General features: G+C 63.7%; 20 protein-coding genes. 8 read left to right on the top strand and 12 right to left on the bottom strand.

Annotated features, from left to right (window positions below):
• Positions 1-86: 86 nt before the first annotated feature.
• The gene (gene tyrS, locus QQK25_RS20025) at positions 87-1,286 is read right to left on the bottom strand and encodes a tyrosine--tRNA ligase (RefSeq protein ID WP_284189541.1); all 1,200 of its coding nucleotides are present in this window, start codon (positions 1,284-1,286) and stop codon (positions 87-89) included.
• Between the two features lie 181 nt (positions 1,287-1,467).
• On the opposite strand from tyrS, the gene QQK25_RS20020 reads away from it, so the two are divergent.
• Positions 1,468-2,685 (top strand): M23 family metallopeptidase, encoded by a 1,218-nt coding sequence (locus tag QQK25_RS20020; protein WP_284189540.1) that lies wholly within the window; start codon positions 1,468-1,470, stop codon positions 2,683-2,685.
• Positions 2,686-2,788: 103 nt separating this feature from the next.
• Here QQK25_RS20020 and erpA read toward each other — a convergent pair whose 3' ends face one another.
• The 4 genes from erpA to rplM all read right to left on the bottom strand — a co-directional run bounded on the left by erpA (position 2,789) and on the right by rplM (position 5,227).
• A complete protein-coding gene (erpA, locus tag QQK25_RS20015) occupies positions 2,789-3,139 on the bottom strand; it encodes an iron-sulfur cluster insertion protein ErpA (RefSeq protein WP_153160222.1) in 351 nt (116 codons plus the stop codon).
• Between the two features lie 99 nt (positions 3,140-3,238).
• Positions 3,239-4,267, bottom strand: a complete 1,029-nt coding sequence (argC, locus tag QQK25_RS20010; protein WP_284189539.1) for an N-acetyl-gamma-glutamyl-phosphate reductase — start codon at positions 4,265-4,267, stop codon at positions 3,239-3,241.
• Positions 4,268-4,393: 126 nt separating this feature from the next.
• A complete protein-coding gene (rpsI, locus tag QQK25_RS20005; RefSeq protein ID WP_153160220.1) occupies positions 4,394-4,786 on the bottom strand; it encodes a 30S ribosomal protein S9 in 393 nt (130 codons plus the stop codon).
• 12 nt (positions 4,787-4,798) lie between these two features.
• Positions 4,799-5,227 (bottom strand): 50S ribosomal protein L13, encoded by a 429-nt coding sequence (gene rplM, locus QQK25_RS20000; RefSeq protein ID WP_079437046.1) that lies wholly within the window; start codon positions 5,225-5,227, stop codon positions 4,799-4,801.
• 502 nt (positions 5,228-5,729) lie between these two features.
• Here rplM and QQK25_RS19995 point away from each other — a divergent pair.
• Positions 5,730-6,152, top strand: a complete 423-nt coding sequence (locus tag QQK25_RS19995) for an OsmC family protein (RefSeq protein ID WP_284189538.1) — start codon at positions 5,730-5,732, stop codon at positions 6,150-6,152.
• A gap of 57 nt (positions 6,153-6,209) precedes the next feature.
• On the opposite strand, the gene coq7 is transcribed toward QQK25_RS19995, so the two are convergent.
• From coq7 to QQK25_RS19975, 4 genes are all read right to left on the bottom strand, one after another.
• Positions 6,210-6,830 carry a 2-polyprenyl-3-methyl-6-methoxy-1,4-benzoquinone monooxygenase gene (gene coq7 / locus QQK25_RS19990; RefSeq protein ID WP_284189537.1) on the bottom strand — a complete coding sequence of 207 codons (621 nt, stop codon included), beginning with the start codon at positions 6,828-6,830 and terminating at the stop codon, positions 6,210-6,212.
• Between the two features lie 28 nt (positions 6,831-6,858).
• The gene (locus tag QQK25_RS19985) at positions 6,859-7,392 is read right to left on the bottom strand and encodes a CNP1-like family protein (protein WP_284189536.1); all 534 of its coding nucleotides are present in this window, start codon (positions 7,390-7,392) and stop codon (positions 6,859-6,861) included.
• A 79-nt stretch (positions 7,393-7,471) separates the two neighbouring features.
• Positions 7,472-8,065 (bottom strand): CBS domain-containing protein, encoded by a 594-nt coding sequence (locus QQK25_RS19980; protein WP_153160216.1) that lies wholly within the window; start codon positions 8,063-8,065, stop codon positions 7,472-7,474.
• 155 nt (positions 8,066-8,220) lie between these two features.
• A complete protein-coding gene (locus tag QQK25_RS19975; protein ID WP_153160215.1) occupies positions 8,221-8,781 on the bottom strand; it encodes an RNA pyrophosphohydrolase in 561 nt (186 codons plus the stop codon).
• Between the two features lie 157 nt (positions 8,782-8,938).
• On the opposite strand from QQK25_RS19975, the gene QQK25_RS19970 reads away from it, so the two are divergent.
• Both QQK25_RS19970 and QQK25_RS19965 read left to right on the top strand, forming a co-directional pair.
• Complete coding sequence (locus tag QQK25_RS19970) at positions 8,939-10,657, top strand: proline--tRNA ligase (protein WP_284189535.1); 1,719 nt, start codon at positions 8,939-8,941, stop codon at positions 10,655-10,657.
• Positions 10,658-10,659: 2 nt separating this feature from the next.
• Entirely contained in the window at positions 10,660-11,289 is a 630-nt protein-coding gene (locus tag QQK25_RS19965; protein ID WP_284189534.1) for a lytic transglycosylase domain-containing protein, read from the top strand.
• Between the two features lie 58 nt (positions 11,290-11,347).
• Here the strand turns inward: QQK25_RS19965 and mnmA are convergent, their stop codons facing one another.
• The 3 genes from mnmA to QQK25_RS19950 are packed head-to-tail and all read right to left on the bottom strand — an operon-like array spanning position 11,348 to position 13,486.
• Positions 11,348-12,460 carry a tRNA 2-thiouridine(34) synthase MnmA gene (gene mnmA, locus QQK25_RS19960; protein WP_284189533.1) on the bottom strand — a complete coding sequence of 371 codons (1,113 nt, stop codon included), beginning with the start codon at positions 12,458-12,460 and terminating at the stop codon, positions 11,348-11,350.
• Positions 12,450-13,037, bottom strand: coding sequence for a hypothetical protein (locus tag QQK25_RS19955; protein WP_284189532.1), 588 nt, complete (start codon positions 13,035-13,037; stop codon positions 12,450-12,452). Before QQK25_RS19955 ends, mnmA begins: the two co-directional genes overlap by 11 nt.
• Positions 13,034-13,486 carry an NUDIX hydrolase gene (locus tag QQK25_RS19950; protein ID WP_438696552.1) on the bottom strand — a complete coding sequence of 151 codons (453 nt, stop codon included), beginning with the start codon at positions 13,484-13,486 and terminating at the stop codon, positions 13,034-13,036. The genes QQK25_RS19955 and QQK25_RS19950 overlap by 4 nt, the downstream gene beginning before the upstream one ends.
• 121 nt (positions 13,487-13,607) lie before the next feature.
• Between QQK25_RS19950 and QQK25_RS19945 the strand changes: the two genes are divergently transcribed.
• The 4 genes from QQK25_RS19945 (at position 13,608) to QQK25_RS19930 (ending at position 16,215) form a co-directional block, all read left to right on the top strand.
• Entirely contained in the window at positions 13,608-14,528 is a 921-nt protein-coding gene (locus tag QQK25_RS19945; protein WP_153160211.1) for a branched-chain amino acid transaminase, read from the top strand.
• 15 nt (positions 14,529-14,543) lie between these two features.
• Positions 14,544-14,744: a zinc-finger domain-containing protein gene (locus QQK25_RS19940; RefSeq protein WP_284189530.1), complete on the top strand. Its 201-nt coding sequence runs from the start codon at positions 14,544-14,546 to the stop codon at positions 14,742-14,744.
• A gap of 71 nt (positions 14,745-14,815) precedes the next feature.
• Positions 14,816-15,247, top strand: a complete 432-nt coding sequence (locus QQK25_RS19935) for a YybH family protein (RefSeq protein WP_153160209.1) — start codon at positions 14,816-14,818, stop codon at positions 15,245-15,247.
• The gene (locus QQK25_RS19930) at positions 15,244-16,215 is read left to right on the top strand and encodes a hydrolase (RefSeq protein ID WP_284189529.1); all 972 of its coding nucleotides are present in this window, start codon (positions 15,244-15,246) and stop codon (positions 16,213-16,215) included. The genes QQK25_RS19935 and QQK25_RS19930 overlap by 4 nt, the downstream gene beginning before the upstream one ends.
• The last annotated feature ends 187 nt before the right edge of the window (positions 16,216-16,402 follow it).

The following is a 16,402-nucleotide window of genomic DNA, read 5'->3' as shown; positions in this document are numbered from 1 at the left end:
CTCCACCGCGCTGAACAACTGCGCTGCGAAGAGGGCCGAATTATAAAGAACTATCAGAAGGCGTCAAGAGGTTTGGGGAAATTAATTCAAAACAGCGACACACGCGCAAATTTGCGCTTGCCGACCTGCAGCACAACCACGGCACCCGCAGCCAGCACCAAGCCACGATCCGAGACCTTCTCACCATCCAGGCGAACGCCACCCTGATCGATCATGCGCAGGGATTCCGACGTGCTTGCAGTCAGTCCGGCCTGCTTTAGCACCGCGGCAATCCCCAACCCATCCGCGCCTGCCTGAATCGTGACCTCCGGAATGACGTCTGGAATCGCATTCCGCTGGAAGCGCGCCTCGAAATCCTCGAGCGCTGCCACTGCCGCGGCGCCGCCGTGGAAGCGGGCAACCAGCTCCTGCGCAAGCTTGACCTTCACGTCGCGCGGATTGCGACCTTCAGCGATCGACTCGCGCAGCGCCTTGATCTCGACCGCCGGCAAGAAGGACAGCAGATCGTAGTAACGCCACATGAGGTCATCGGAGACCGACATAACCTTGCCGAAAATCTCGTTGGGCGGCTCGTAGATACCGATGTAGTTGCCCAGCGACTTGGACATCTTGTTAACGCCGTCCAGACCTTCAAGCAGCGGCATCGTCAGCACGCACTGGGGCGCCTGGCCGTAGTGCTTCTGCAGTTCGCGGCCAACCAGCAGATTGAAGCGTTGATCCGTGCCACCGAGTTCGACATCCGCCTTCATCGCCACGGAGTCATAGCCCTGGCAGAGCGGATACAGGAATTCATGAATCGCGATCGGCTGCTGCCCGGCATAACGCTTGGCGAAGTCATCCCGCTCAAGCATCCGCGCAACCGTGTGCTGAGCGGCCAGCCGGATCATCCCGGACGCGCCGAGCGCCTCCATCCAACTGGAGTTGAAGCACACCTCGGTCTTCGCCGGATCCAGGATCTTGAACACCTGCTCCTGATACGTCTTCGCGTTCTCGAGCACCTGCTCGCGAGTGAGCGGCGGCCGCGTCGTGTTCTTGCCCGACGGATCGCCGATCATCCCGGTGAAGTCGCCAATCAGGAACATCACCTGATGACCAAGCTCCTGAAAGTGGCGAAGCTTGTTGATCAGAACGGTATGTCCCAGGTGCAGATCCGGCGCCGTTGGGTCGAAACCGGCCTTGACCCGCAGCGGGCGGCCCGTCTTGAGCTTCTCGACGAGCTCCGCTTCGATCAGGAGCTCGTCGGCTCCGCGCTTGATGAGCTCCAGCGCTGCAGTGATTTCAGTCATATTTGTCCTCGAGCAAGTCCAAGTCGCGAACTATTTGGTAGACTTCGCGGCTTGTTTTTGCTTGGAAAGCCCGATGCTTGGAGAAAAGTCGATAATTTTAGCGCATCTCAAAAAGCTTCGTGCAGACGACCCGGCCAAGGCGTGGCGCCTGCTGAGCGCTGGCATCGGCTCCGCGATCGGCATGGCAGCTGCCATCGCGGTGGCGCCAGGCACCACGACCGCTCCTACGACAACAGAAACCGTCGTCGAACAACTCACCGCGGTTCCCGCCGTCGTGCGCCGGGACGATACGCGCCCCTTCATCCGCGAAGACCGCATCAAGAATGGCGAGAGCTTCGCCAGCGCCCTGCGCCGCCTGGGTGTTTCATCCAGCGCCATCACCGCGCAGGCCAACAACCCCAAACTGACGCGTGAGCTTGCCGGCACTTTCCGGCCGGGCGCCACGCTCATCGTCGCCACCACGGCCGAAGGCGGCCTGCAATCCGCCTCCATCTGCCCGCCCGGCGCCGACACCAGCCTGACGGTCGAAGTGGTCGACGGAAAACTCCAGGCCAGCCAGCGCGCCCTGCCGCTGGAAACGCGTGTACATATGCAGAGTGGCGTAGTCCAGTCCTCGCTGTTTGCCGCAATGGATACCGCCGGCCTGCCCGACAGCTTGGCCGAGGAGCTGTCCCGCATCTTTGGCGACGACATCGACTTCCACTCCGACCTGCGCCGGGGCGACCGCTTCAGCGTGATCTACGAAGTCGCCTACCACCAGGGACGCGCCATCCGCACCGGCCGAATCCTCGCGGCGGAGTTCATCAATCAGGGCAGCCGCCACTCGGCCTACCTGTTCACCCATCCGAACGGTACTCAGGAGTACTACAACCAGGACGGCAAGAGCCACAAGGAAGGCTTCCTGCGCTCACCGCTCGAGTTCTCGCGGGTCAGCTCCGGTTTTTCGATGCGGCTTCACCCGGTTTTCGGCACCTGGCGTGAACACAAGGGCGTGGATTACGCGGCCCCTCACGGCACCGCCGTCAAGGCCACAGCCGATGGCGTGGTCGAGTTCGTCGGACAGCAGAACGGCTACGGCAACTTCATCGTCCTGCGCCATCGGGACAAATACACCACCGCTTACGGCCACCTGAGCGGCTTCGCCCGCGAGATCAAGACCGGCGCACGGATCAGCCAGGGCACCACCATCGGCTACGTTGGCAGCACCGGCTGGGCAACCGGACCGCACCTGCACTACGAATTCCGCATCAACAACGTGCACCAGGATCCGCTCACCGTCACCCTGCCCAACGCGGCGGCGCTCACGGGCAACACGCTCAGCGCCTTCCGCCACCAGACCGACGCCCTCGCCACCCAGATCGCCCACCTCCAGCAGAGCAAGTTCGTTCAGCTCGACTGAGCGCAGAGACTGCCGCTCGAAAAAACAAGGCCCGCCATCGCAAGATGACGGGCCTTGTTTTTGTGGTGCAGCCAGCTAACGCCAGCGCACCCGCACAATCAGATCAGGCAGAGAAGGACGAACCGCAGCCGCAGGTGCTGGTGGCGTTCGGATTGCGGATCACGAACTGGGAGCCCTCCAGACCTTCGGTGTAATCGATCTCGGCACCCACAAGGTACTGGTAGCTCATCGGGTCGATCAGCAGCATGACGCCATCTTTTTCCATCACGGTGTCGTCGTCGTTGCGGATCTCGTCGAAGGTGAAACCGTACTGGAAGCCGGAACAGCCACCGCCAGTCACGAACACCCGCAGCTTGAGGTCGGGATTGCCTTCTTCAATGATCAGATCCTTGACCTTGTTGGCGGCGCTATCGGTAAAAACCAGGGGGACGGGGGTCTCGGTTACGGCATTCATGAAACAACTCCTTCAAATTTATCGTCTGATTATGGTCAGCCTCCAGGCCTCGGTCAAGGCATGGGCATCAAATAGTCGACAAAATTACTCGTATTTAGTTCAGGGCATCAGCGGGATCTGACCGAGCCCGGCGGTTTCATCCAGACCGAACAGGATGTTCATGTTCTGAACCGCCTGACCCGCAGCCCCCTTCACCAGATTGTCGATCACCGACAGCACGACGACCACGTCACCACCCTGCGGGCGATGAACCGCGATGCGGCACATATTGGCCGAGCGCACCGAGCGCGTGGACGGATGGGAGCCCTTCGGCATCACATCGACGAAAGCCTCACCGGCAAAACGCTCTTCGAACAAGGCCTGCAGATCGACGTCCTTCTTGATGCGGCCGTACAGCGTGGCATGGATGCCACGGATCATCGGCGTCAGGTGCGGCACGAAGGTCAGACCGACGGGCGCATTGGCGAAACGGGACAGCCCCTGCCGGATCTCGGGCAGGTGACGATGGCCGGCGACACCATAGGCCTGGAAGTTGTCAGCGGATTCGGAGAAGAGGATGTGGGTCTCGGCCTTGCGCCCGGCGCCGGAAACGCCCGACTTGGCATCCGCCACCAGATTGTCGAGCTCGATCACGCCCGCTTCGACCAGCGGCAGGAAACCGAGCTGCACCGCCGTCGGGTAGCACCCCGGATTGGCGATCACGCGCGCCTTCTTGATGGCTTCGCGATTCACTTCAGGCAGGCCATAGACCGCCTCAGCCACCAGCTCGGGGCAGGCGTGCTTCATGCCGTACCACTTCTCCCACTCGGCGATGTCCGAGATGCGGAAGTCGGCCGCGAGGTCGATCACCTTCACGCCGGCCGCCACCAACTCGGCCGCCTGCTGCATCGCGATCCCGTTCGGGGTGGCGAAGAACACGACATCGCACGAACCGAGATCAGCCGACTGGGGATCGACGAAGCACAGATCAACCCGGCGACGCAGGCTCGGGAACATGTTCGCAACCGGAACGCCGGCATCCCCCCGTGAGGTGATCGCCTTCAGTTCGACATCTGGATGCTGCGCCAGCAAACGCAGCAACTCGACCCCGGTATAACCGGTTCCACCCACCACACCAACCTTGATCATGCTCGCCCCCAAATCAGGAAATGAACAGCCGGTACACGCCGGCCTGATGCCTTTGCTGCCGAAAGATACTACGCGCAGATGACAAAAAGCCGCCCGAAGGCGGCCTTTTGATGATGCTTGAAGCGATTAACGCTTCGAGAACTGCTTGCGACGACGCGCCTTGCGGAAGCCGACCTTCTTACGTTCGACTTCACGGGCATCGCGGGTCACGAGACCGGCCTTCTTCAGCGGGGACTTGAGCTCCGCATCGTAGTCGATCAGGGCACGGGTAATGCCGTGACGAACGGCACCAGCCTGGCCGGATTCGCCACCACCGGTCACGTTGACCAGGATGTCGAAGTGATCGGCGAAGTTGGTCAGAACCAGCGGCTGACGCACGATCATGCGGCCGGTTTCACGGGAGAAGAACTGATCAACCGGCTTGCCGTTCACGACGATGTTGCCGGTGCCCTTCTTCATGAAGACGCGGGCAACAGCCGACTTGCGACGACCGGTACCGTAATTGTAAGTCACAGCCATTATCGGCTCCTGTTAAATCGCGAGTACTTGGGGCTGCTGGGCGGCGTGCGGATGCTCGGCGCCGGCGTAGCACTTGAGCTTCTTCAGCATGGCGTAGCCGAGCGGGCCCTTGGGCAGCATGCCCTTGACAGCCTTTTCCAGCACGCGAGCGGGGAAGCGCTGCTGCAGCTTGGTGAAGTTGGTTTCGTAGATACCGCCCGGGTAACCGGAGTGACGGTAGTACTTCTTGTCCTGGGCCTTGGTGCCGGTCACACGCAGCTTGTCGACGTTGACGACGACAATGAAGTCACCGGTATCGACGTGCGGGGTGTAAATGGCTTTATGTTTGCCGCGCAAGCGAAGCGCAACTTGGGAAGCAAGCCGACCAAGGACCAAGTCCGTCGCATCAACAACGAACCAGTCGCGCTTGACCTCATGCGGCTTGGCAGAAAACGTTTTCATGGAGATTCCTCAGACTTTTCCCGACACCGGGACCGACTATAATTCGGAAAGCCGCGGATTGTATCGCACGGCTTTGACTGATGTCAAACCCCACCTGAAGATAAAAAAAAGCGCAGATCGGGGAGATCTGCGCTAAATCCACACCAAAGGAGGAGGGTGGAGGAGACACCTTTCAGCCGCTTCAAGCTACAAAAGCAACTGGACTGATTGCATTATGGCCACGCCCACCCCCGCAAGCAAGCGTTTTTTGTGCGTTGCAGTATAAATATTTTAATTAAAAAATAAATTTTTTTTATTCTATAAAACCCCGATAAAACGGGGGTTTTCAGCGGAAACATGGCACGACAAGTGCATTTCGACGGCCTTCTGCTACAAACTGGAGCAGTTGGCATGTTGCGGCGCAGCAATATTGCGGCGCACCACGGTGCAGCGAGCCGGCTACAATCCCGGCGTTGCGGGCGTCAGACGATCCCGCTCACATGAACAAGCTTAGGATCTAGATATGGAATGCGTAGTGAAATGGGCCGGCGGCGACAGCATGACCTTCCTGGCCGAAACGGGCTCCGGGCACCTGGTTGGAATGGATGGCGCGCCGGAAGCTGGCGGTCGCAATCTCGCGCCGCGCCCGATGGAGCTGATGCTGGCCGGCGCGGGTGGCTGCACGGCGTTTGACGTGGTGCTGATCCTCAAGCGCAGCCGGCAGGACGTGGTCGACTGCGCAGTCAGTCTCAAGGCCGATCGGGCCGAGACCGACCCGAAGGTGTTCACCCGCATCGCCTTCCACTACACCGTAAAGGGGCGCAACCTCAAGCCCGACTCGGTGGAGCGCGCGATCAAGCTGTCTTACGAGAAGTACTGCTCCGCGACGATCATGCTCGGCAAGACGGCCGAGATCACCCACACCTGGGAAATCGTCGAGGTCTGAAACCGGGCTTCCGGCGATCCTGTCACGCTTCACGCAGAATCGCCGGCGCGAGCCGGATCAGACCCAGTAAGCGATCCCGGTCATGACCTTCGAGGTCGCCCTCATGGCGCTCTTGACCGGCATCGGCAGTTCGACCGCACCAAGGCGCACCGCCGTTTCGGCGTGAGCCACCTCGTCGGTCTTCATCTGCTCGACGATCTCCCGCGAGCGCTGGTCCTGCGGCGGCAGCCGATCCAGATGACTCTTCAGGTGTGACTCGACCTGACGCTCGGTTTCCGCCAGGAAGCCCAGATTCACCCCGTCGCCAAACCGCGCGGCGAGCATCCCGATGGCCAGCGACCCCGTGTACCACACCGGATTGAGCAGGCTCTTGCGCCCGCCCAGCTCGGCGATCCGCCGTTCGGTCCAGGCCAGGTGTTCGGTTTCCTCGTGGGCGGCGGATTCGAGGGCCCGCTTGATACCCTCATCCTTCGACATCAGCGCCTGCCCCTGATAGAGCGCCTGGGCGCAGATCTCGCCACAGTGATTGACGCGCATCAGCGCGGCCGCATGGCGCTTTTCCTCGTCGGACAACTCCGCCTCGGGTAGCTGCTCGCCCGGCGTGGGACGAACCGTGTGGGCATTGGCAAACACCGTGCGGAGCGCCTTGTCGAAGCCGATGATCAATTGGTCAAGCATGTCCTGCCACCTATCTTTATTGTGATGTTCAACGCACGCCGCCGTCGCGACGCAAGGAGTCGATGATCTGCCCAAGGCCCGGAGGAACAATGCCCGGCGGACAGAAATAATCCTTCACCAGCGCAGCATGGACGCGGTTGGTCGTCTTCTCCTCGATCTGGCGCCACTCGACATTGCGCGACGCCACCCACTCACCGGGCTTGCGACCGATCGCGTAGAGCTTGCGCTCGACCGTCTGGCAGCGGATGCCTTCGTAACTCACGTTCTCGGCACCGCCCTGAGTGCGCGCCACGAGCGTGAAGCGCAGGACGCCATCGGCGGCCAGGCTGAGGGATTTTTCGTCGATGAAGAAGCGCGCGGTGGCGGTCGGGCCGATCTGGAGCGGGATCAGGCTGGCGTCGGTCGGATACGCCGGGAAAGGCATCTCGACCTCCTGCCACGGGGACTTGGCCTCGTCCTCGAAGAGTGAGGTTCTCTGGGCCGAAGCCGGCGCTGCAATCAGCAGCCCGGCGAGCACCGCCGGCACGAGACCGGCGGGCAGGCGAAACGGGACGGAAATCATGAAAACCCTCGGGGGAGCAGAAACGCGATTCTACAACTCCCCCGCCGGCCGGGCCAAAACCCGGCAGACAGGCTGCATTTCAGTTGGCGATGGCCGCTTCGATCTCGGCGAATGTGCGCGCGACTTCGGTGGTCTGGAGCGGGATGCCCATCTGGCGGGCAATCTGCGACGCGGAGAAGATGCCGCGCACCGCCCGGCTGCCGTCCGGCCCGTCCTCGACCACCAGCGTGTGCTGCCGGCCACAGGACTTGAGGGTCGCAACCACATGGCCAACCTCGAAGCGCAGCACATCGGACAGGGACACTGCGTCGAGGTCATCCGTGGGCACCATGATGTCCCGGGCGGTGAGTTCCTCGTGACGCATCATGCGCTCGCGGGCAACGCGGGTCGGCTTTTCGCCGAGCAGGTCGCTGGCCGTCACGATGCCGGCGACGCGCCGGTTCGCGTCGGTCACGAAGAGCAGGCGCACCCCGCGCAGGATCATGCTGTGATTGGTTTCCGCCAGACTGGTGTCCTGGTCGATGGTGGCGGCGGGAATCCGCCTCAGGTCGGTCATCACCTCGATGGCCGGCGACGAGAGGGTGACCCTCGCCATGCTCCAGGCGTCGGTGATGTCGCAACTGCCGCCGCTGACCCGGAACTGTTTGATCGGTTGATAGTGCAAGCGCTCCATGGTGTCTCCTCCCACATTGCCCTACGCGAAAACCGGCGCCGTCTGGCGGCTCCGGACCAAACCGGATTTTTTTGTATGGTAGCTGAGACAGGTCACCGCCCGCGGAGTTTCCGCCCAACAAAAAACCGGCCCGCAAAAGCAGGCCGGTTTTTTGTTCAGGACGACGAGCGCGGCACGTCGGAGATCGCCTGTGCCACCGCCGCCGCAGCGAGGCGGTAGCTTTCAGGGATGTCGAACAGCCTGTCGCGGAACAGCAGGCGGGACAACTCCAGCAGCGCAGACTGATACACCCCGCGCTTGAACTCGATCACCGCTTCGAGCGGCACCCAGTAATAGCTCCAGCGCCAGGCATCAAACTCCGGATGATTGCTGGCACGCAGGCAAACGTCAGAATCGCGCCCCACCAGCCGCAGCAGAAACCAGATCTGTTTCTGACCACGATAGGTGTTACGCCATTCACGCTTGATCCAATGCTTGGGCACCTCGTAGCGCAACCAGCCGCGGGTGCGGCCGATGATGCGGACGTGCTCAGGCTTCAAGCCGACTTCTTCGAAGAGCTCACGGTACATGGCCTGTTCCGGCGATTCGCCGTGCTTGATTCCGCCTTGCGGAAACTGCCAGGAATGTTCTCGTATCCGTTTGCCCCAGAAAACCTCGTTGCGCGCATTCACCAGAATGATGCCGACGTTAGGCCGATAGCCTTCACGATCGAGCATGGTGCAACCTTTAATTCATGAACTGTCTTGGATTCTTCCACATTTCCCCACGCCGTGAAAGAAGCAACCCCAAATCGGTGCATCGCAACATGGACGCAGCCAATCCCTTAGAAGCACGCTAAAATCATGAGTTCTCTTTAGTAACGGACATCCGCCCATGCGTGCCTCCCAGTTCTTCCTCTCCACGCTCAAGGAAGCCCCGTCCGACGCCGAAGTCATCAGTCACAAGCTGATGATGCGTGCGGGGCTGATCAAACGCCTCGCCGGCGGCATCTACACATGGATGCCCCTGGGCCTGCGCGCCCTGCGCAAGGTGGAGAACATCGTGCGGGAAGAGATGAACCGTGCCGGCGCCATCGAGGTGCTGATGCCCGCCGTGCAGCCTGCCGAGCTGTGGCAGGAATCCGGCCGCTGGGATTTTTACGGCCCCGAGCTGCTGCGCTTCAAGGATCGCCACGACCGCGACTTCGTGATCGGCCCGACCCACGAGGAAGTCATCACCGACGTGGTGCGCAAGGATCTGCGCAGCTACCGCCAGCTGCCCAAGCACTTCTACCAGATCCAGACCAAGTTCCGCGACGAGATCCGCCCGCGCTTCGGCGTGATGCGCGGCCGCGAATTCACGATGAAGGACGGCTACTCCTTCCACAGCTCCTTCGAGGATCTGCAGCGTGAATACCGCAACATGTACGACACCTACCACCGCATCTTCAACCGGCTCGGCCTGAAGTTCCGCGCGGTGGCGGCCGACACCGGCTCGATCGGCGGCACCGGCTCCCACGAATTCCACGTGATCGCCGAGACCGGCGAGGACGACATCGCCTACTGCCCGGATTCCGACTTCGCCGCCAACGTCGAACTCGCCGAAGCCCTCGCGCCCGCCACCCCGCGCCCCGCCGCCAGCGCCGCGCTCACCAAGGTGCACACCCCGGGCGTCAAGACCATCGACGAGCTCGCCGCCTTCCTCAAGGTGCCGGCCACCGCCACGGTCAAGGCCATCGTCGTCGATGGCGACGAATCCACCGGCAACCAGCCCGTGCTGCTCCTGCTGCGCGGCGACCACGAACTCAACGAGGTCAAGGCCCAGAAGATCGCCGGCGTGAAGAACCCGCTGACCTTCGCCTCCCCCGCTTCCATCCTCGCCGCCTTCGGCGCCAACGCCGGCTCCCTGGGCCCGGTGGGCTTTGCCGGCCGCGTGGTGATGGATCGCAGCGTCGCGGTGATGGCTGATTTCGTCACCGGCGCCAACGAGGACGACCACCACTTCACCGGCGTCAATATCGGCCGCGACTTCCCCGAAGCCGAGATCGCCGACCTGCGCAACGTGGTCGCCGGCGATCCGTCTCCCGACGGCAAGGGCACCCTCGAGATCTGCCGCGGCATCGAAGTCGGCCACATCTTCCAGCTGCGCACCAAGTACGCCGACGCCCTCAACTGCAAGTTCCTCAACGAGCAGGGCAAGGAACAGATCATGGAGATGGGCTGCTACGGCATCGGCGTGTCGCGCATCCTCGGCGCCGCCATCGAGCAGAACAACGACGCCCGCGGCATCATCTGGCCGGACGCCATCGCACCCTTCCAGGTCGCCATCGTGCCCATGGGCTACGCCAAGTCCGAAGCCGTCCGCGAAGCCGCCGACGCGCTGTATGCCCAGCTCACCGCTGCCGGCATCGATGCCTTCCTCGACGACCGGGACGAACGTCCGGGCTCGCTGCTGGCCGACAACGAACTGATCGGCACTCCGCACCGGGTGGTGATCGGCGACCGTGGCCTGAAGGAAGGCGTGGTCGAGTATCAAGGCCGTCGCGACGCCGAAGCCACCAAGCTGGCCGTGGCCGACGTGGCCGCCACCGTCATCGCCAAGCTGAAGGGCTGACGATGCGCCGCCTGCCCGCCCTCGTCCGCACCAGCCTGGCAGCCCTGCTGCTGGGCGGCGCTGCCGCATCGGTGCAGGCCGGCAACCAGCAGTACGAACCCCTCGCCGCCAGCGTGCAGGCTGCCCTGCACGCCGCGGTGGCGGATCAGGCGCCCCTCGACCCGAGCTTCCAGCGCTCGCCCGAACGGGCCCGCTGGCTGGCCGAGATGTCCCAGCGCCTCGCAAAGCGCATCCCCGACGAAACCGCCCGTTCCGAGCTTCTGCGTGCGGTGCACTACGAAGCCACCCGCGCCGGGCTCGACCCGCAGCTGGTGCTGGGCCTCATCCAGGTGGAGAGCGGTTTCAAGAAGTACGCCCTGTCGCCCGTCGGCGCCCGCGGCTACATGCAGGTGATGCCTTTCTGGGCGCGCCTCATCGGCAACCAGGAAACCAATCTCTTCCACATGCGCACCAACCTGCGCTTTGGCTGCACGATCCTGCGCCACTACCTGGACATCGAGAAGGGCGACCTCTTCCGCGCCCTGGGCCGCTACAACGGCAGCCTCGGCAAGGCCGAGTACCCCAACATGGTGCGCGCCGCCTGGGAGCGCAACTGGGGCTACCCGCCGCTGCGGCTGGCGTCGAATCCCTGATGGTCAGAAACAAAACGGGCGCCGCAAGGCGCCCGCTTCACATCTGGCTGCAGCCGGATCACTCCATGATGATCCCGCCGCCCAGGCACACCCGGCTTTCGTAGATCACCACGCTCTGACCCGGCGTCACCGCCCACTGGGGCTGGGCGAAGACGATCTCGGCGCGGCCACCCGCCAGCACATCGATCTCGCACGGCGCGTCCGGCGTGCGGTAGCGCGGCTTGGCGGTGTAGACCCAGTTGGTGCGCGGATCACGGCCTGACACCCACGACAAGTCCCCGGCGATCAGGCGTTCCTTCAGCAACGCCGGGTGGTCGTGGCCCTGCACCACGTACAGCACGTTCTTGGCCACGTCCTTCTTCGCCGCATACCACGCGTCGTGCTCGCCGGCGTCATCCTGGTTGCCCTTGATGCCGCCGATCTGCAGGCCCTTGCGCTGGCCCACGGTGTGGTACATCAGGCCCTGGTGCTGGCCGATCACCTTGTCGCCTTCGAGCGTGCGGATCTCGCCCGGCTTGGCCGGCAGGTAGCGCGCCAGGAATTCACGGAAGGGCCGCTCGCCGATGAAGCAGATGCCCGTCGAATCCTTCTTGGCGTACACGTGCAGCCCGGCCGCCTCGGCCATCTTGCGCACGTCGCGCTTGTAGAGGTGACCGATGGGGAACAGGGTTTTCGACAGCTGCGCCTGGTTCAGCCGGTACAGGAAGTAGCTCTGGTCCTTGGTGCCGTCCTCGGCTTTCATCAGCTGGAATTCGGTGCGCCCGTCGTTGGTCCATTCGCGCACCTGGGCGTAGTGGCCGGTGGCGATGCGGTCGGCGCCCAGCGCCATCGCGTGGTCGAGGAAGGCGCGGAACTTGATCTCGGAGTTGCACAGGATGTCCGGGTTCGGCGTGCGGCCGGCTTCGTATTCGCGCAGGAAATCGGCGAACACCCGCTCCTTGTATTCCTTCGAGAAGTTCACCACTTCCAGGTCGATCCCCAGCACGTCGGCCACCGACACCACGTCCACCAGATCCTGGCGGGTGGAACAGTATTCGTCGTCATCGTCGTCCTCCCAGTTCTTCATGAACAGGCCGACCACGTCGTAGCCCTGCTGCTTGAGGAGCAGCGCGGCAACCGACGAATCCACGCCGCCGGACATGCCGACGACGACTTTTTCCTTACGAGACATCTGGTCCCTCTCCATCCAGCCAGTCTTCCAGGGGCAACACCACGGCTGGATCGCCATGTTCCCCGAACCAAGTATCCACTGCGAAACGCGCCTCTTCACCGGGCGCGTCATCGGTGCCGCGCTCGCGCAGCACCGCCGAAAAATGCTGGGCCACCAGCCAGCGCACCCGCCGGCGGATGGGATCGACCGCATGGAAGCGCAGCAGGCCGCGCTCCTCGAGCATCAGCAACAGCCGAGTCGTCGAGGTGGCGTGGTCGATGCAGTCCATCATGCCGTTCTCACCGAAATCCAGGTAATCCCCGGGACGGTCGGCGCTGATCGGCAACTGCTCGCCGGCCCAGCGATAAAGCTGCCCGAGCACCTGCGCGACGATCGCCCGCTCGGCCACCGCCGAATCGGCCCGAAGCAGCCGCGCAGCCACTTCGGCGAGCTGCGCTTCGGAAAACCGCGCTTCGGCTTCGACGAGACAGCCATAGTTGTAGCAGATCAGCACCTGCTCGTCCGCCTGCACGGGGCCGGCCGCCAGCCCTGCGGCCAGCGCCATGCCTGCAACGGCCGGGCGGATGCGCGGAATCACGCGTCGTAGTGCCGGATCAGATCCAGCGGATAACGCCGCCCGGCCATGTAATCTTCGCAGCACTGCAGGATCAGCGGGCTGCGATGGCGCTCGCGGGTTTCCCGCAGCTCGTCCAGCGTCAGCCACACCGCGCGCACGATGCCGGTGTCGAGCTTGCGCTCCGGATCGAAGCCGGTGATCGAGCCGCCAAAGGCAAAGCGCAGGTAGGTGATGTCGCCCGCCGGCCGCGGCCACTGGTAGATGCCCACCAGAAACTCGGGCCGGAACCCATGGGCGGTCTCCTCCAGCGCCTCGCGGGCGACGGCATTGACCAGTGATTCCCCCCGATCGAGATGCCCGGCCGGCTGATTGAAGCGCAGCCCGTCCTCGGTCTCCTCCTCCACCACCAGAAAACGCCCGTCGCGCTCGACCACCGCGGCAACCGTGACATTTGGCTTCCAGATCCTCATGGACACATCTCGTGCACGCAAAATTGTTATTTTACCCCCTTCGGGGCGGCGGTCCGCAGACCTGCGGAATGCGCTAGAATCGAAGGCTTAAATTTTCTGTATTCAGCTGGAGATCCCCACAATGTCGATGGCAGACCGCGACGGTTTCATCTGGTACGACGGCAAGCTCGTGCCGTGGCGTGAAGCGACCACCCACGTGCTCACCCACTCCCTCCACTACGGCCTGTCGGTCTTCGAGGGCGTTCGTGCCTACAACACCGTAAGCGGCACCGCGATCTTCCGCCTCGCCGAGCACACCCAGCGCCTGCTCAACTCCGGCAAGATCTACATGATGAACATTCCTTACTCCAAGGAAGAACTCATGGAAGCCCAGCTGGAAGTCGTGCGCGCCAACAAGCTCGAATCCTGCTATCTGCGCCCGATCGCCTTCTACGGCTCCGAAAAGATGGGCATCTCCACCAAGGGTGCCACGGTGCACGTCGCCATCGCCGCCTGGCCGTGGGGCGCCTACCTGGGTGAAGACGGCCTCGAGAAGGGCATCCGCGTGAAGACCTCGTCCTTCGCCCGTCACCACGTCAACGTGACCATGCCCCGTGCCAAGCTGGCCTCCACCTACGCCAACTCCATCCTGGCCAACCTGGAAGCCACCGAAGCCGGCTACGACGAAGCCCTGCTCCTCGACACCAACGGCTTCGTGGCCGAAGGCGCCGGCGAGAACCTCTTCGTCATCAAGGACGGCGCCATCTACGAACCCGAGATCGCCTCGGCGCTCACCGGCATCACCCGCTCCTCGGTGATCCAGGTCGCCAAGGAATTCGGCCTCGAAGTGATCTCCAAGCGCATCACCCGCGACGACATCTACATCGCCGACGAAGCCTTCTTCACCGGCACCGCCGCTGAAGTCACCCCGATCCGCGAGCTCGACGGCCGCGTCATCGGCGAAGGCAAGCGCGGCCCGATCACCCAGAAGCTGCAGGCCCGCTTCTTCGACATCGTGAACGGCAAGGCCCCCGAATACCAACACTGGCTTGCCTACATTTAAGCAAGGGAGATTTCCATGCCTGAAAACCAGGACAAAACCAAGCCGATCGAAGTCACCGCCAAGCAGCTTCCGCTGCACTGCCCGATGCCCGACGCCCCGTTGTGGGCACGCCACCCGCGTGTCTTCCTCGACGTGACCTCGGAAGGCTCGGCCACCTGCCCGTATTGCGGCGCCCAGTACAAGTTCGCTGGCGAGCTGCCCAAAGGCCACCACTGACCCGGTCTGCGGTGCTGATATCAACGGGGGCGGCAACGCCCCCGTGTCACGTCCAACCCACCTGACTGCCCATGACGAGTCCGATCTTCACCTCACCCGAAGAGGCCGAAACCGCCTTCTACGCCGCCCTGTCCCGCGCCGATCTCGACGGCATGATGGCAGTGTGGTCCGAAGACGAGGAAGTCGTCTGCATCCACCCGGGCAGCATCCGCCTCGTGGGCCTGGCGGCGATCCGTGAATCCTGGCGCCAGCTCTTCGCCGCCGGCACCCGGATCATCGTGCATCCCACCCAGCCGGTGCAGTGGCTCAACGTGATGACCGCCGTGCACACCGTGCATCAGCGCGTCCACCTCGAAGGCGACCACCGCCTGCACCCGCCGATCATCGCCACCAACGTCTTCACCCGCGGCGCCATCGGCTGGCGCATGGTGCTGCACCACGCCTCGCCGGCCCCCGACATGGACAACCTGCGCGGCAGCGACAGCCCTCACGTCGTCCATTGAGCCCGTCGCCCACCGACTCCACCTACCGGGCGCCCCGCTGGCTGCCCGGCGGCCACGCCCAGACCATCTGGCCGCTGCTGCGCAAGGGCCCGATGCCCGCCTTTCAGCGCGAGCGCTGGACCACCCCCGACGGCGATTTCATCGATCTCGACTGGCTGCCCCGCCGCCCCGGCGCACCGCTGGTGGTGCTGTTCCACGGGCTCGAAGGCTCCAGCCGCTCGCCCTACGCCCGCAGCCTGATGCGCCACCTCGCCGACCTCGGCTGGAACGGCGTCGTCCCGCATTTTCGTGGCTGCTCCGGCGAGCCCAACCTCAAGCCCCGCGCCTATCACTCGGGCGACGCCGATGAGATCGGCTGGATCCTCGAACGGATCGCCGCCGCCCATCCCGACGGCCCGCGCTTTGCCGCCGGCGTGTCCCTGGGCGGCAACGCCCTGCTGCTGTGGCTGGGCACCCGGGGCGATGACGCGAGAAAACTGATCGACGGCGCCGCGGCGATCTGCCCGCCGCTCGACCTTGCCGCCGCCGGCCACAACCTCGGGCGCGGCTTCAACCGCGTCTATACCCGTCACTTCCTTGCCACCCTCAAGGAAAGCGCCCTGGCCAAGCTGGCCCGCCACCCGGGCCTGTTCGACGCCGACGCGGTGCGTGCCGCGGCCAACCTCTACCAGTTCGACAACCTCGTCACCGCCCCGCTGCACGGCTATCGGGACACCGACGACTATTGGCTGCGCGCCTCCAGCAAGCCCCACCTGCAGGACATCCGGCTGCCCACGCTGGTCATCAACCCGAAGAACGACCCCTTCCTGCCCGCCCGCCACCTGCCCGGCCCGGCCGATGTCTCGGCCCACGTGCGCCTCGAGCAACCCGCCGAAGGCGGCCACGTGGGTTTCGTCAGCGGATCGTGGCCCGGCCGGCTCGACTGGCTGCCCCGGCGCCTCGTGCGCTTTTTCACGGAATTCATCTGATCCACGGCGCACCGCCAAACCCGCCTCACGGGGCTGACATCCAGCCCGCGTATAATCCACCTTTCATCATTTCCGCACCGGAGCCCTCCGCATGTTCGTCCCCGCCCCCGAGATCTTCAAGGCCTATGACATCCGCGGCATCGTCGACAAGACGCTGACCGCCGAAGCCGTGCGCGCCATCGGCCAC

Origin of the sequence: Zoogloea oryzae, assembly GCF_030161255.1 — a bacterium.
Lineage (GTDB): Bacteria > Pseudomonadota > Gammaproteobacteria > Burkholderiales > Rhodocyclaceae > Zoogloea > Zoogloea oryzae.
The sequence above is the reverse complement of the archived record's forward strand: the minus strand, read 5'-3'. Positions and strand labels throughout refer to the sequence as shown.

Excerpts from the sequence above, each read along its gene's own strand:
- QQK25_RS19985 (WP_284189536.1), bottom strand. The coding sequence starts at position 7,392 with ATGATTTCCGTCCCGTTTCGCCTGCCCGCCGGTCTCGTGCCGGCGGTG.
- QQK25_RS19935 (WP_153160209.1), top strand. The coding sequence starts at position 14,816 with ATGACGAGTCCGATCTTCACCTCACCCGAAGAGGCCGAAACCGCCTTC.
- QQK25_RS19945 (WP_153160211.1), top strand. The coding sequence starts at position 13,608 with ATGTCGATGGCAGACCGCGACGGTTTCATCTGGTACGACGGCAAGCTC.
- rplM (WP_079437046.1), bottom strand. The coding sequence starts at position 5,227 with ATGAAAACGTTTTCTGCCAAGCCGCATGAGGTCAAGCGCGACTGGTTC.
- QQK25_RS19965 (WP_284189534.1), top strand. The coding sequence starts at position 10,660 with ATGCGCCGCCTGCCCGCCCTCGTCCGCACCAGCCTGGCAGCCCTGCTG.
- mnmA (WP_284189533.1), bottom strand. The coding sequence starts at position 12,460 with ATGTCTCGTAAGGAAAAAGTCGTCGTCGGCATGTCCGGCGGCGTGGAT.
- coq7 (WP_284189537.1), bottom strand. The coding sequence starts at position 6,830 with ATGCTTGACCAATTGATCATCGGCTTCGACAAGGCGCTCCGCACGGTG.
- QQK25_RS19995 (WP_284189538.1), top strand. The coding sequence starts at position 5,730 with ATGGAATGCGTAGTGAAATGGGCCGGCGGCGACAGCATGACCTTCCTG.
- QQK25_RS19975 (WP_153160215.1), bottom strand. The coding sequence starts at position 8,781 with ATGCTCGATCGTGAAGGCTATCGGCCTAACGTCGGCATCATTCTGGTG.
- rpsI (WP_153160220.1), bottom strand. The coding sequence starts at position 4,786 with ATGGCTGTGACTTACAATTACGGTACCGGTCGTCGCAAGTCGGCTGTT.
- tyrS (WP_284189541.1), bottom strand. The coding sequence starts at position 1,286 with ATGACTGAAATCACTGCAGCGCTGGAGCTCATCAAGCGCGGAGCCGAC.
- argC (WP_284189539.1), bottom strand. The coding sequence starts at position 4,267 with ATGATCAAGGTTGGTGTGGTGGGTGGAACCGGTTATACCGGGGTCGAG.
- QQK25_RS20020 (WP_284189540.1), top strand. The coding sequence starts at position 1,468 with ATGGCAGCTGCCATCGCGGTGGCGCCAGGCACCACGACCGCTCCTACG.
- erpA (WP_153160222.1), bottom strand. The coding sequence starts at position 3,139 with ATGAATGCCGTAACCGAGACCCCCGTCCCCCTGGTTTTTACCGATAGC.
- QQK25_RS19950 (WP_438696552.1), bottom strand. The coding sequence starts at position 13,486 with ATGAGGATCTGGAAGCCAAATGTCACGGTTGCCGCGGTGGTCGAGCGC.
- QQK25_RS19940 (WP_284189530.1), top strand. The coding sequence starts at position 14,544 with ATGCCTGAAAACCAGGACAAAACCAAGCCGATCGAAGTCACCGCCAAG.
- QQK25_RS19970 (WP_284189535.1), top strand. The coding sequence starts at position 8,939 with ATGCGTGCCTCCCAGTTCTTCCTCTCCACGCTCAAGGAAGCCCCGTCC.
- QQK25_RS19980 (WP_153160216.1), bottom strand. The coding sequence starts at position 8,065 with ATGGAGCGCTTGCACTATCAACCGATCAAACAGTTCCGGGTCAGCGGC.